Origin of the sequence: Zooshikella ganghwensis DSM 15267, from assembly GCF_000428585.1 — a bacterium.
Lineage (GTDB): Bacteria > Pseudomonadota > Gammaproteobacteria > Pseudomonadales > Zooshikellaceae > Zooshikella > Zooshikella ganghwensis.
The window spans coordinates 1-13,714 of sequence record NZ_AUAF01000124.1; the positions used below are offsets into that span (position 1 = coordinate 1).

The following is a 13,714-nucleotide window of genomic DNA, read 5'->3' on the forward strand; positions in this document are numbered from 1 at the left end:
AAGTATCCCTCTATTATTTCACTTTCTCTGTGCTTTGCTAACTCATGGAATACTTCTCTAAGATGAGCACGCAAGGCTCCATATATCACTTTTTTCCTATACTTTGGGATAAACACTACATGATATTTACAATCCCACTTGGTATGTGCCAAACTTTTATAGTCTCTCATTAGTTGATTTACCTTCGTTACTTTTTGCTTGAAGCACGAAGGGTATAAAGACCGTGGGAATGGTCAAACCTTTGAGAGTCCCCCGGCATAGCCGGGGGTTTACCTTATTTAATTAGCTACACTAATAACTCAGTAATCCGTCACTTCAAGCATCACACTTTGTTTGCTGTGGCTGTATCATTCACAACATGATATAAACAGCCATTTCACTCAACGCTTGCCAACTTTTTTTGCCACAGCGTTGTATAAAATAGCTATCACTTTTAATGAGGTTTGCAGAATCTGACATGGAAAAGTATGAAGAAGTGTTAATTGCGCTGAGGCGCATTATCCGTGCCATAGATTTGCATTCACGTAAACTGAGCAAGGAGTCAGGCTTAACTGGCCCTCAGCTCCTGATTATGCGTTCCATTCACAATTTAGGTGAAGTGACCATTGGCGAAGTTGCTCGTCATGTCAACCTTAGCCAAGCAACCGTAACGACCATTATGGACCGCCTGGAAAAGCGAGACTTAGCATCTCGTAAACGCAGTGTTAATGATAAGCGTAAGGTTTACACTTACTTGACCGAAAAGGGCCAAGCTCTAATTTCAAAAGCGCCTAAGCCACTTCAACAGGAATTCATACAGCAGTTTCAGCAGTTGCAAGATTGGGAACAGTCACTGTTAGTATCTTCTGTTCAACGTATCGCTACTATGATGGATGCAGAAAAGATTGATGCAGCTCCAGTGCTAGAAGTGGGTGCAATTGAAGATACGATCTCCCCCAATTAACCAGTAACACGACTGACACACGCTTAACGGCCTATAGCAAACTTTAGGTTTTGACCTAATGGTAATCCAGCATAATGATTAGTCATACTATTACAGTCTTACGCCGCGTTACGTCCTTAACTGCAAATAGACATTATGTAAAGTCAGTGTCTTGGCAGGCCAGCATTACCTGTCTGTTCACAGGCCTTTTGCTATCAGGATGTACACTCTGGCAAATCCAACAAGCTGGACCTGACCTACAAGCACTCCATGCCCAGGCACAACAAGGAGATGGAGACAGCCAATTTAGGCTAGGTTTACGCTTTTATCATGGACTGGAAGTGCCACAAAACTACCCTACCGCTTATGACTATTTTCGCCAGGCCGCTGAGCAAGGGCACCAGCAAGCCCAATATTTACTTGGCGCCGCTTTTTACGAGGGCAAAGGTGTCCCAAAACAATTGGAAGAAGCCTGCCACTGGCTAGAACCTCTTGCCAAACAAGGAAATCTGCAGGCTCAGTATATTGTGGGTATGATTTTTTTAGAGGCAAAAACACCTAGTAAGCTAGCTGATCCAGCCTGGGGGGCTTATTGGCTGTCGAAAGCGGCACTTGCGGGCCACTCTGCTGCGCAATACCAGCTGGGTATATTGCACTTAGAAGGTGAAGGTGTACCTAAACACCTGGGTGATGCTTATCACTGGTTAATGATGGCACATCAGCAAAATCATCCAGAAGCCAAGCAAGCACTTACTACTTTACAAAAGCAACTGAAAACAACGCCTCAAGAGCATCGTTATCAACATGCACTTAAAAACAAGGCCCATAAAAACTTTGCTGCTATACAATTTGTTCAGTATCGACTTCAGCAACTTGGCTATCCACTAAAACATATAGATGGAATTTGGGGGAAACAAACACAGCATGCTATTGCAAAGTACAACAAGCAAAATCAACTGTCTTTACCTCAAGAAATATCACCTCGCTTATTACAAGCACTGAGAGATGATCAGCAAAGCATACTCCAGCCAACCCCCCAAGAAAAATAACTTTTACAACATTAATCCTCGAACAATTAACTTTAACCAGTTTATTGTTCACAACGCTTTAATGTAAAGTAACCAACAATAACTCGATTTATTACGGTCAATAAACATAACACAGCAAACGTGCTTGCCAGCATTGGGAAATTATTGGGGAGCACACAAAAAAGAACAAAAAACAGAATTGTCTCAGTCCCTTCAGTCAGGCCATTTAAGTAAAAAAGTGATTTATGGGGAAAATGTGGATTAGTGAGCTGGTACTTTTTTGCAAGTACTGCAAATGCTAAAAAACTGGCTCCTGTTCCCATAAAACTAAATAGTAATAGTGCAGCATATAACGCATTTTCTTCTGGCCGTGCCAATGCAAACCCAAAAACAACTGCCGCATAAAAAATAAAATCCAATGTAATATCTAAAAAGCTGCCACTGTCTGTTGGTTGACTGATTCTAGCCAAAGCGCCATCCAGCCCATCCAAGCAGCGGTTCAGTAAAATAAAGAATAAAGCACTCCAATACAGTTCATAGGCTAATAAGGGTAGCACTAACATACCCAATAAAAACCCTGCAACTGTCACCTGATTTGCAGTACAATATGGTGCAATTATTTGAGCCATGTTTGTTAACGGAGGCTGTATCCAGCAAGAAGTCCAACGATCTAGCATAAAGTTGATCCCAAATACGGAAGTTGTATTACCTGTGAACAGTGGCCTGGAATATCTGCACTATCATGAGTCACTAACAATGTGGGTAATTGATAACGGGTTATATATGACCATACAAGCTGCCTAAATTGACTACGGGTTACTTGATCAAGCTTACTAAAAGGTTCATCTAAGAGTAATAATTGTGGTTTAGCTAATAAAGTGCGTAACAAACTAATTCTGGCTTTTTGGCCACCTGAAAGTGTTGCAGGATCACGATCCGCCAAAGCAGTCATTCTCACTTCATCAAGTAATGCCATCACTTGATGATGACGCTCATGGCGACTTAATCCTTGCGGTAAAGCAAAGGCAAGATTGCCCTTTACAGACATATGCGGAAACAGCAAGTCTTCTTGAAATAACATGCCAACCTGACGCTTTGCTAAGGGTAATTGTGTGAGATTTTGCTGGCCTAATAAAACCTCTCCAGAAAATTGAAACTGTTCAGGTATTAGACCGCACAACGCACTCAGAAATGTCGACTTTCCACAACCACTAGGTCCCATTAGTGCCACTATTTCACCAGGTTGAACAGTTAAGTTTAACCCTTGAATAATTGGCTCACTACCAAAGGACAGTGATATAGACCTTAACTGCAGTATGCCTTGCATTTTCATAGCACCCTAAATTCGCATCATAGAAAATCGTCGGTAAATACAGTAAGGCATGAGAAACGCACAGCCGTAAGTAATCAGCGGAACAACAAGTTGTGCCAAGGCAAAGATTCCCGTCACCCGGTAATCAGCACCTTGGGCTAAACTAACTGCTTCAGTGGTTAATGTACTTACTCGCCCTGCCCCTGCAAATAATGTCGGTAAATACTGGGCGACGCTAACAGCAACACCAACAGCTAATGCAAATGAAATTGGCCATAGCAACATAGCCATTTTAATACGCCAGTAGCTGTACCGAGGCCTTCCAGAAAGCATCGTGGCGACAGTCAAATAGCGCTGATCAAAGTGCTTAAGATACCCTGCCAGCGCTAAACAGATGTAGGGAATGACATAAATAAGATGGCTCCAAATGATGCCAGTCCAAGTCCCATCTAGATTGAAGCTAACCAGCAACCACTGAAAGCCAAATAGAAAGCTGACCTGAGGTATTAATAAAGGCAAGTACAACCAGCTCAGCGCATAACGCTGCTGTGCTTTTTTTGCTTCTAATAGCCCCAGCACTAATAAAAGCCCAATGACCGATGTCATTAACGCTAAAAACCAGGTTGTTTCCAATAAACTAAGTAATTTATCACTATAACGAAGCCCTACTTTTAACGAAAACTCACTAGGAATAAAATCTGGGTAGCGCCAACGCCAACTAAAAGCCCACAACACAATACTGAGTACTGCAGTTACCCATACACCCCACACCAGCCACTGAGTAATATGAGCCAACCACTGCCAACCTAAACTTAAACGACTACGAATACCATTGATTAAGCATCGACCATCTTTACCGACTAACCACTGTTCCAGTGCCAACCACCCCACCATCAATACCCCAGTCAACACGAGCAGACAAACAGCCCCCGCACTACCAAGCAAGCGCTGCTCAAGTTGCTCACTACTGAACCACTGCATAATAGCAACCGCTAACGTGGGGGGCGTCGTTGGTCCGAGGATTCGCGCAATATCTACTACAGAAAATGAATACGCAATCACAGCAATAATAGGTAACCGCATTTGTGGTAGGAGCTGAGGCCAAATTATCTTTAACCAGACATAAATAGGGTGATATCCCAAGCTTTGCCCAACTCGAAGCAATTGAGAAACATTCACCTGGTTACAGGCAGACAGGGCCATGAGCATTAAAAAAGGCAGCTCTTTTAAGCCTAAAACAATACCTAATGTCATACCATAAACATCATGTACCGTATGCCAGGCAGGAGGAGAATTTAATTCTGGAAAAAATAACGCTAAAAAACGAGCATACCAACCACTGGGCGTTACTAAAAACATTACCCCTAAGGCAAATGCAGCATGTGGAAACGCTAACATTGGCGATAAAAAATTACGCCATATTTTCCAGCTAGACGAATTATAAAATACAGAAAAAATTGTAATTGTCAGTAATAATGAAATACTAATGGCTAAACTACCACTTACCAGGGTTGCCATTACCATGGAAGACAAACCCGGTGCTTGCCAAAACATTTCGTAGTAGTTACCGGTCAGCTGATGAAAACCTGCAACAGGAAAATAGCCGAAGCTGGGTAACAGTGTGCCCACAACCCCAAGCGTCACCGGCAGTAAGCATACTAACTGCGTTATTCTATAGCTGAGAAGTGCTAACGACACAACGAATACATCATTATTGCTGATAACGCTTTAACCAAGCTTTTTCTAATGCATCTGTCCAGCTAAAGTGCGGCTCGGGTAATGGTTTTCCTCGTTGAATAGAGGTTAACATCGCCGGCAACTCCTCAAAACGGGCAAACATGGTTTGCTGGCCTTCTGGTAGTCGATCAATGGCTAATACCGTCGGATCCCCCCAAATTACTGGGTCCATTTTTTGGCTCTGCGCTTCAGCAGACAACAAAAAGTTAACAACAACCTGAGCAGCTGCTTTCGCTTTAGCGTTATAGGGTATCGCTAAAAAGTGCGTATTCCCTAAGGTTCCCCCATTATGCACATAGGATTTAACGGTATCGGGTAACAAACCTGCCTGTATTGAATTTGAAGCTTCACTTGGACTAAAGCTAAAGCTGACGTGTAATTCACCACTATCCAGCATTTGCCGCATTTGCGAAGAGTTTGCCGGAAATGCTTTACCTTGACGCCAACTGACAGGGTGTAATTGATCAAGAAATTTCCAGAGTGGTGCTGTGACTTCTGCAAAGTCCACTTGATTCACTGGCTTTTGCAATAACTCTGGTGAAGACGCTAGCTCCAAAAGTACTTGTTTAAGAAACGTTGTGCCTAAAAAATGGGGAGGGTTAGGATACGTAATGCGTCCAGGGTGCTGTTTTGCATAATCCAGCAACGCTTCCATGGACATAGGAGGCTGGCGTAATACACTACTATCATAGTAGAAAACCAAATGAGCCATCCCCCAAGGTGCTTCCATATATTCCACAGGGGTTGAAAAGTCTCTTTTCACTGAGGGTTTTGATTCATCCACCCACTGATAGTTGGGCAATGACTGGCTAAAGGGACCATAGAGTAAATTATTATTTTTTAACGTAGCGAAGTTTTCCCCGTTCACCCACAGCAAATCAATTTTTCCTTCTGTGTCTCTTCCGGCTGTTTTTTCAACTAATAAACGGCTCACAACCTGGCTAATATCATCCACTTTAACATGCTTCAGGGTTATTCCGTAGCGTCGTTTTACCTGTTGTCCTACCCAAAAAATATAGCGATTAACCTCATGACTTCCCCCCCAGGCATTAAAATACACCACCTGCTTTGTTGCTTGTTTAACGGTATTATCCCAGAGCGTGTTTTGCTGTTGCTGTGCAATGGCCTGATGAGCAGTTAAAACCAATAAAAAACCGAAAAAGTAATGAACACCCCACTTCAAATACATCATTTATTATTTTCTCCCCCTAAATTGATTGGCGAAGGGTATAACAGGTTATTTAAAAGCAACGGCAGTAGGTTCAAGCTCAGTTCTCTCTATTGACCCTATGCACAAGCATAATATTTCAAAAAAACACTATAAGTAAAAAGGCCCAGAAAGGGCCTTTTTTCATATTAAACATATCAGAAAATACATTTATTAGTAACTCAACAAGTTCCAATAATATCGGCTATGATCTAATTCAGACACTACCTTTATTTTCGCACTATTGGGTTTTTAACATCAAACTCTTCATGAAGCGACTTCAATAAGCCAAAACACATAATAAACAGCACGATAGCAAACGGTAACCCTGTAGTGATAGAGGCTGTTTGTAAAGCAGTTAACCCACCCCCAAGTAACAGCACCGCCGCAACAACCCCTTCAGTCGTAGCCCAGAAAACCCGTTGAGCAACGGGAGGATTTAAGTTTCCTCCTGAAGTTATGATATCAATAACCAGCGAGCCTGAGTCTGAGGAGGTTACAAAGAAAATAACTATCAAAAAAACCGCTAGCATTGAGGTAATACTGGCTAAAGGAAAACCTTCAAGCAGTACAAACAATGATGTAGAAAGATCGGCTTTTACCGCAGTCTCAATATTAGCTAACCCAAATAGCTCATTATGCAGTGCAGCGCCACCAAAAACAGTAATCCACAGGAAAGTTAACACGCTAGGCACTAATAGCACCCCTAAGACGAACTGTCGTATTGTACGTCCATAGGAAATTCGAGCAATAAACATCCCCACAAAAGGTGACCAGGCAATCCACCATGCCCAATAGAAAACGGTCCAGCTACTTTGCCATTGCGAGTTTTGCTGATATGTCTCAGTCCAGGAGCTAAGCATCAATAAGTTCTGCATATAGTGACCGATGTTTTGTACAAAACCACTCAGAACAAAGAGTGTTGGGCCGACAATGATGACAAACAGCAGCATGCCGGCAGCAGCCCATAGATTGATTTCACTTAAGCGCTTAATGCCTTTATCAAGTCCTTTAACTACAGAAATCGTTGCTAATATGGTAATACCCGCAATCAATGCCAACTTGACGCCTGTAGTTGCTTTAATATCAAACAAAAATTCTAAACCAGCAGCAATTTGATTTACGCCCAGCCCCAGCGAGGTTGCTACGCCAAACAGTGTTGCAATTACTGCCAACACATCAATAGCATGGCCAATAGGACCATATATTTTTTCACCTATGAGTGGATAAAAAGCTGAGCGAATTGTTAAAGGTAGCTTTTTATTAAATGTAAAATACGCCAGAGATAAGCCGACTACTGCATAAATGCCCCAAGCATGGAATCCCCAATGGAGAAAGGTAATATCCATAGCTGTTTTCGCGGCATTGATGGTATGCCCTTCACCCACCGGTGGCGAAGCAAAGTGGTAAATAGGTTCAGCGACACTCCAAAATACAAGCCCAATACCCATACCCGCACTAAACAGCATGGCAAACCAACCGGGAAAAGAATACTTGGGTTTTGCCTGTGCACCACCAAGACGGACATAACCAAATCGACTAAAGGCTAAATACAGAGCAAAAACCAAAAATACTTGAACCAGCAGTATAAATAACCAACCAAAATTATCAGTAATAAATGCTTTAGTTTGACTGAACAGCTCACTGGCTTGTTCAAGGTTAGTCAGTGATAAAAAAACAAAAGCAAAGATAGCAAGGGCAGAAAATCCAAACACTTGAGGGTGTACATCAATTTCCAGCCAATCTCTCAAAGACGTAGATTTATGACCTACATGTTGATCAGTCACATGAAACTCCTCTTTTACCCAACAGAAAGAACTCGTTGAGCAATTATCAAATACTGCTCAAAAAGCAGGCATATATTAACACACCTAATATTTAGAATTCAAAATTAGTTAACAATGGTGATCAACACAAATTTTTATTAAGCACTTACTACAGCATATCTAACCTGTTAATACTTTCTGACAGTTACTGATGACAACACAAAAATATCAGTCTCACTATGACTTTAGCGTTCTACATTTCAAGTAATAACCTCACTATTTGGAATTTAACCTTCCTTAGCCAGCCCTAACAATTCAGTTAGTGCTCTAATGGCTGCTCAGTTTTTATTGATAAAAAACCCTGATAATACTCAGAGGTCAAAGTTAAATAATCCTACCCTCTACTCGTCACAACAAGCCTATATAACAGTAAGCTCATTACTCAAAATGATATTAGCCCTCACTTTTTAAGCTACGCTTTAACGTTATGAACACACTATGGGTGCTACATCATTTTGCGTAATACTCTATGGGATAAGCTATTTTTTAGGATAAGAAGTAGGCTTTAACATCTTGAGCTTAACGGAATAACTCAACTGCCATGTCTGCACATTTACTAGCACTATCGCACATCAGCAAATCTTTTGCAGAACAGCACCAACATCATCCATTACTTAGAGACTTATCACTGTGTGTGAATCAGGGGGAAGTTATTGCGCTTATAGGCGCAAGTGGTTCAGGTAAAAGCACCTTACTTAATATCATTGCAGGTATTGAGTTACCCGATACTGGCAGGGTTTCTATTGAGCAAACTGTACTAAACCAACTCTCTGAAACTGATAGAACAGCCTTTCGCCGGCAGCACGTTGGCTTTATCTTTCAGTTTTTTAACCTATTGCCCACTCTCTCAGTCAAAGAAAATATCCTACTGCCGCTTCAATTGAATCAGCTAGCCTATGATCAGGCATTTTTTGAACTATTAATAAACAGCACCCAGATAGAACAACTTCTGTACCGCTATCCCGATGACTTATCAGGGGGGGAACAACAACGTGTAGCGCTTTGTCGCGCTTTAATTCACCGACCACGTTTAGTATTAGCTGATGAGCCTACAGGCAGCTTAGATAATGAAACAGCCGATCAAGTCTTTGCTTTGCTACTGAACATTGCACACCAGGAGCAACAAACACTCATCTTAGCAACCCATAATTTACAGCTAGCCAGTCAAACTGACCGTGTATGTCGCCTGGTGTCTGGTAAAGTAACTGAGCAAAGTTTGCCGTGAACCGTCACTATTTTCTTTTAAAGGCTATTAGTCTTGGACACTTTCGCCAGCACCCTTGGCAGTTCATCTTGATGTGGGCTGGGCTAACCGCCAGTGTGACTGTCGTTATTGCGATCTACCTTGCAAGCTACAGTGCACACCAAAACTTCCTGAGTGCCAGTAACCTGTTTACGGGCAAAGCAACCCACCAAATACGTGGACAAACAACGATTGATGAACAGCTCTATGTTGAGCTGAAGCAGCGCTTTAATGTGTCAGCAACACCGCTACTGCAAGCAAACGTTTGGGATAATTTCAAACGTCAACACTATCAGCTCCTCGCAGCAGATTTACTCCTTGAAGATACCCTATCATCAATACTAGGCCAGCCTTTAACAACACTTACTATTCCGTTGTCACAGTTTATTTTTTCCAATGCCCCACCTAACGCCTTACTCCTATCATCAATGTCAGAGTTACCCACGGACCTGCAACCATCATCACAACAGTTTTCTCATCAAAATAAATCATTTCAGTTAAATGTATTGCACTTACCTCCCAATCAACGTCATAACAATCATGGTGGTTGGGGGGCTGATCTTCTTCTAATGGATATAGGCAGCGGACAACAGGTACTAAATATGACGGGCCAACTTTCAGCCATCAATTTAGTACTGACTAATGACAAACAAATAGAGCTGATAAAAGACTGGTTGCCAACATCCTACGCTTTAGTTTCTGTCAATGCCGAACGGCAAGCCCTAGACAACTTGGCTAATGCTTTCCACTTAAACCTTCACGCACTTAGCCTGCTGGCATTCATTATTGGACTTTTTCTTATGTTTAATGCGCTTCGTTTTAGCTTACAGCAACGGGAGCGGCTTATATCACAATTAAGAAGCCTAGGCATTGCCAGTAAAACAATTCAAAAACTCATAATGTGTGAGGTGTTCTTTATTGCCAGTATCGCCAGTGCTACTGGCCTTTTATTAGGCTGGTTACTGGCTAACCCCATGCTAACCATGGTCACTCAGTCCATTAACCAGTTTTACTACGACCTATCACAGACTAAACTCCAATATTCATTTCCCCAGTTCTTTGTATGCTGGGCTTTTGCGGTATTAATAGCGGTTGTTTGCAGCTCATGGCCCATCAGCCAGATTGCTAAACGACCACCGCTACAGTTGGTCCGTACCAGCCACCAGCTCGCACATATTCATCAGCGTTTACTCCCTTACTGGCAGCAAATTGCAGTGACTTGTCTACTGATTACGCTATGTATGACAATGTTACCAACAGGACTTATAGGTGGATTCATTGCCACAGCAACAGGCTTGCTTGGATTTGCATTATGTCTTCCACAAATAGTCACAACCATCAGCCGACTTAGCCTTTCTACCAAACTTTCCAGGCAACCACTTTTTATCAAAATGCTACTTCGAGATAGCCAGCGTCAATTGCACCATACAGCTTATGCATTAATGGCCCTGTTAATTGCAATTTCTGCCAGTGGAGGAATCAGCTTAATGGTTTCAAGCTTTCATAATGCATTTCAGCACTGGTTACAACAACGTGTTAACGCAGATTTGTATATACGGGAAGCGGAAAACTCACCGACATCAACCTTATTGCAAACACTCTATGAGCAATTTGCACAGAATAAACAAGTTGCAAGCATGAGCACTTATATGAGCCAACACATTCTTTGGCAGGATGAGCAGATAAAAATTCAAAGTGGTCAATGGAGTCAGCAAACCCAAGATGGCATGCTATTTCTAAAAAGGCCCGCGAGGTTGGTGTGGCATGATGTCTTGACAAAAAATCATATTCTAGTCAATGAACCTCTTGCCAGACGCCACCAATTAACATGGGGAGATAGCATTAAGCTGAATTGGGCCGGGCACGAAGAAACCTTTACTATCGCGGGTGTTTTTTATGACTATGGCAGCCCACAAGGCCAGATGTGGATGCCACCTTTTGACTATCAGCGCTTGATTGGAGACACCAAAATTACAGGGGTTGCTATATACATAGCCGCCAATAACCAAGCCGATGAGTTAATACATGTGATAAATAAACAATGGCCACAACATCACTTTGTAATTACTCAGCAGCAACAAATCATCGCGCGAGCAACTCAAATATTTAAGCAAACATTTTTAATTACCGATGTTCTGAATGCTATTGCTTTAGGGATTGCCCTTTGCGCCATAAGTGCTGCATTAATGGCAACCCAGCTAGCCCGTTTACCTGAAATGCGTTTATTACATGCACTGGGCTGTAATAGCTTGCATAGAGCCGGCTTATTATTTGCCCAACCCATTTTTCTTGGCCTCATTACCGGCGTATTTGCCATTCCTGCCACATTACTTCAAGGTTGGCTATTGTCAGAAGTAATTAATGTAAGATCATTTGGCTGGAGTATTCCTCTTACCCCCAGCTTTATCCTTATTGGCCAAGTATTTGGCCTATCAATTACAGCGGCTGTTCTTGGTAGTCTTTATCCGATCTGGAAGACACTCCACGCTTCTGCAAGACAAGCGGGTTGGGAGTAAAATATGGCTCCGCAAGGGAAAAGAGGTTGGTTACTTTTTGGTCCTCACTCGGTAGCAACAATATTATTAATAACTTCAGCCTGCTCACTACTCGCTGGTTGTAAACAAGACTCTCCTGAAAACCACGCTAAGCCAGCATTCAATGTTACAGGGCTGCTGCAAACAAATTTAAACGACTTGAGCATTTTTTATCCCAGGGTAAAAACCCCCATTCCATTGGAGTGGCCAGCTGACCACTATGCTCACCCAAAATACCGCTCAGAGTGGTGGTATTTCACAGGACATATGTCACCAGAATCAAGCCGCACTTCCACATCGCTGTCCAAACAACAAAACCTATCCAAACCACCAATCCTTGGCTTTCAATTCACTCTCTTTAGGCAACGGGCTTTACCACCGATCACTCAAAAGACAATACATAATGCCTGGCAAACTCCACAAATCTATATGGGACACCTTGCCATTACTCACCATCTAGCGCAGCGTCATCGTGCAGCACAGCGTTTTAGCCGAGAGGGTCCAGGTCTCGCAGGAGTGAGTGATAATCAACAGTACTTACATGTTTTAGACTGGCAGATTCAACCTACCCCCGATGGCTGGTGGCCTGTTCGCATTAGCGCGCGAGACCAAAAGCAACAGATTGGTATAAACCTTCAATTATTCCCTCTCAAACCAGTAGTGCTGCAAGGCAACTTAGGCTTCAGCCAAAAGAGTAATCACCCTGAAAATGCCTCCATGTATTATTCCTATACCAGGTTAAAAGCTTGGGGATCAATGTATTGGCAAAACCAAAGTACCACCGTAAAAGGGCTGGCATGGTTTGATCATGAGTGGAGTAGTAGTTCACTGGGAGCTAATCAGGTTGGCTGGAGCTGGTTCGCCTTACAACTGGATAATTACCATGAGCTTATGCTTTATCAGATCCGAAATAAGCAAGGAGAGATCAGCTGGTCAGATGCAGCAATGATTGATGAAAGCGGTTCACGTCTCCCCTTAAAGGTATCTGATATAACAATTGATACACTGCAACACTGGACGAGCTCCAAAACGGGTAGGCGTTATCCAAGCCAGTGGCGAATAACGATCCCTCGATATGAAATAGACCTTGACATAATGCCGACGATTAACGATCAAGAAATGAGACTGGCACTGCATTACTGGGAGGGCGCTGTTACCTTATCAGGCTCTCATCAAGGCCAAGGTTATGTGGAACTTACAGGATATTAGTTACACTTCCCGCAAATGAATCATTAACCCTTTAGCTTCTAAGTGATGCATGAGCTTTTGCAAGTCATCATGGTTCAAAAAGGCACCTAACCTGACTTGTTGTCCATGACAGCTTAACCAAACCTGCCCAGTGCTGCCAGGTTGTGAGGGTTGCACAGCAGTAATGACAACCCAGGCTCGCGAAACCTGTACTGAGTGTTCAAGTCGATATCGCCCAGTTTCGATTGCGATAGTATCTCGATTGAAATGAATATGTTGCCAGCGACTCGCCTGTAATGAGGTAATGTAAAGGCCTATTGCTAAAGCGGCCAGCTCTAGTCCCACAAAAGGAACAACCAACCATGCCCCAAACAAAACCATCACCACCGTCATCATTAAACTAAAGGCTGCAACACAGCCAAAGAGCATAATATTTTGCTGCCAACTCATCGACTGGTTTGCGGTTAATGTCAAGGATGCCTCTTGGCCTCCTGGTCTCGGGTGAATTGCAACCATAGCGACTCTTCTGAAAAAACTGCTTAACTTTTCCCTGCCCTCTTTCAAGCTTAGGCAATTCACCGCAATTTTTACAAATGCCATCTATGTACAGGACAAAACTTTCAGGGAGTGCCGAAATTCTGATAGGTGAGCACTTCCTTCGACTAATACACGGTGTAAATAATCAAGCCCTAGACGAAATAAACTTTTCGGTTTTCG

At 42.6% G+C, this 13,714-nt stretch carries 12 protein-coding genes and 1 pseudogene; 5 read left to right on the forward strand and 8 right to left on the reverse strand.

All coding sequences use genetic code 11. The features are described from left to right. Positions 1–170 (reverse strand): IS200/IS605 family transposase (locus tag F607_RS35645; protein ID WP_038291904.1); only part of this gene is annotated, 170 nt, incomplete at its 3' end. Between the two features lie 287 nt (positions 171–457). Here F607_RS35645 and F607_RS0120040 point away from each other — a divergent pair. Next, positions 458–943: a MarR family winged helix-turn-helix transcriptional regulator gene (locus F607_RS0120040; RefSeq protein ID WP_027709514.1), complete on the forward strand. Its 486-nt coding sequence runs from the start codon at positions 458–460 to the stop codon at positions 941–943. A gap of 74 nt (positions 944–1,017) precedes the next feature. Then, complete coding sequence (locus tag F607_RS33080) at positions 1,018–1,971, forward strand: SEL1-like repeat protein (protein WP_051311664.1); 954 nt, start codon at positions 1,018–1,020, stop codon at positions 1,969–1,971. 41 nt (positions 1,972–2,012) lie between these two features. Here the strand turns inward: F607_RS33080 and F607_RS0120050 are convergent, their stop codons facing one another. The 5 genes from F607_RS0120050 to F607_RS30710 form a co-directional block, all read right to left on the reverse strand. Beyond that, positions 2,013–2,627 carry a CDP-alcohol phosphatidyltransferase family protein gene (locus F607_RS0120050; RefSeq protein ID WP_027709515.1) on the reverse strand — a complete coding sequence of 205 codons (615 nt, stop codon included), beginning with the start codon at positions 2,625–2,627 and terminating at the stop codon, positions 2,013–2,015. Continuing rightward, positions 2,621–3,277: an ATP-binding cassette domain-containing protein gene (locus F607_RS0120055; protein ID WP_038291905.1), complete on the reverse strand. Its 657-nt coding sequence runs from the start codon at positions 3,275–3,277 to the stop codon at positions 2,621–2,623. The genes F607_RS0120050 and F607_RS0120055 overlap by 7 nt, the downstream gene beginning before the upstream one ends. Before the next feature lie 12 nt (positions 3,278–3,289). Then, complete coding sequence (locus F607_RS0120060; RefSeq protein WP_027709517.1) at positions 3,290–4,960, reverse strand: ABC transporter permease; 1,671 nt, start codon at positions 4,958–4,960, stop codon at positions 3,290–3,292. A 13-nt stretch (positions 4,961–4,973) separates the two neighbouring features. After that, entirely contained in the window at positions 4,974–6,191 is a 1,218-nt protein-coding gene (locus F607_RS0120065; protein WP_211233678.1) for an ABC transporter substrate-binding protein, read from the reverse strand. Between the two features lie 245 nt (positions 6,192–6,436). Then, positions 6,437–7,993: a BCCT family transporter gene (locus F607_RS30710; protein ID WP_084611345.1), complete on the reverse strand. Its 1,557-nt coding sequence runs from the start codon at positions 7,991–7,993 to the stop codon at positions 6,437–6,439. A 580-nt stretch (positions 7,994–8,573) separates the two neighbouring features. Here F607_RS30710 and F607_RS0120075 point away from each other — a divergent pair. The 3 genes from F607_RS0120075 to F607_RS30715 are packed head-to-tail and all read left to right on the forward strand — an operon-like array spanning position 8,574 to position 13,018. Further along, a complete protein-coding gene (locus F607_RS0120075; RefSeq protein ID WP_027709519.1) occupies positions 8,574–9,257 on the forward strand; it encodes an ABC transporter ATP-binding protein in 684 nt (227 codons plus the stop codon). After that, complete coding sequence (locus F607_RS0120080; RefSeq protein ID WP_027709520.1) at positions 9,254–11,791, forward strand: FtsX-like permease family protein; 2,538 nt, start codon at positions 9,254–9,256, stop codon at positions 11,789–11,791. The genes F607_RS0120075 and F607_RS0120080 overlap by 4 nt, the downstream gene beginning before the upstream one ends. A 3-nt stretch (positions 11,792–11,794) precedes the next feature. Further along, a complete protein-coding gene (locus F607_RS30715) occupies positions 11,795–13,018 on the forward strand; it encodes a lipocalin-like domain-containing protein (protein WP_051311666.1) in 1,224 nt (407 codons plus the stop codon). On the opposite strand, the gene F607_RS0120090 is transcribed toward F607_RS30715, so the two are convergent. Together F607_RS0120090 and F607_RS36160 are read right to left on the reverse strand one after the other, a co-directional pair. After that, positions 13,019–13,513: a DUF2244 domain-containing protein gene (locus F607_RS0120090; protein WP_027709521.1), complete on the reverse strand. Its 495-nt coding sequence runs from the start codon at positions 13,511–13,513 to the stop codon at positions 13,019–13,021. 84 nt (positions 13,514–13,597) lie between these two features. After that, a pseudogene (locus F607_RS36160) lies at positions 13,598–13,714 on the reverse strand (IS4 family transposase); the annotation flags it as partial.

What these genes read in the sequence shown, in the direction of transcription:
- F607_RS0120040 (WP_027709514.1), top strand. Translation starts at nt 458, where the DNA reads ATGGAAAAGTATGAAGAAGTGTTAATTGCGCTGAGGCGCATTATCCGT.
- F607_RS33080 (WP_051311664.1), top strand. Translation starts at nt 1,018, where the DNA reads ATGATTAGTCATACTATTACAGTCTTACGCCGCGTTACGTCCTTAACT.
- F607_RS0120050 (WP_027709515.1), bottom strand. Translation starts at nt 2,627, where the DNA reads ATGCTAGATCGTTGGACTTCTTGCTGGATACAGCCTCCGTTAACAAAC.
- F607_RS0120055 (WP_038291905.1), bottom strand. Translation starts at nt 3,277, where the DNA reads ATGCAAGGCATACTGCAGTTAAGGTCTATATCACTGTCCTTTGGTAGT.
- F607_RS0120065 (WP_211233678.1), bottom strand. Translation starts at nt 6,191, where the DNA reads ATGATGTATTTGAAGTGGGGTGTTCATTACTTTTTCGGTTTTTTATTG.
- F607_RS0120075 (WP_027709519.1), top strand. Translation starts at nt 8,574, where the DNA reads ATGTCTGCACATTTACTAGCACTATCGCACATCAGCAAATCTTTTGCA.
- F607_RS30715 (WP_051311666.1), top strand. Translation starts at nt 11,795, where the DNA reads ATGGCTCCGCAAGGGAAAAGAGGTTGGTTACTTTTTGGTCCTCACTCG.
- F607_RS0120090 (WP_027709521.1), bottom strand. Translation starts at nt 13,513, where the DNA reads ATGGTTGCAATTCACCCGAGACCAGGAGGCCAAGAGGCATCCTTGACA.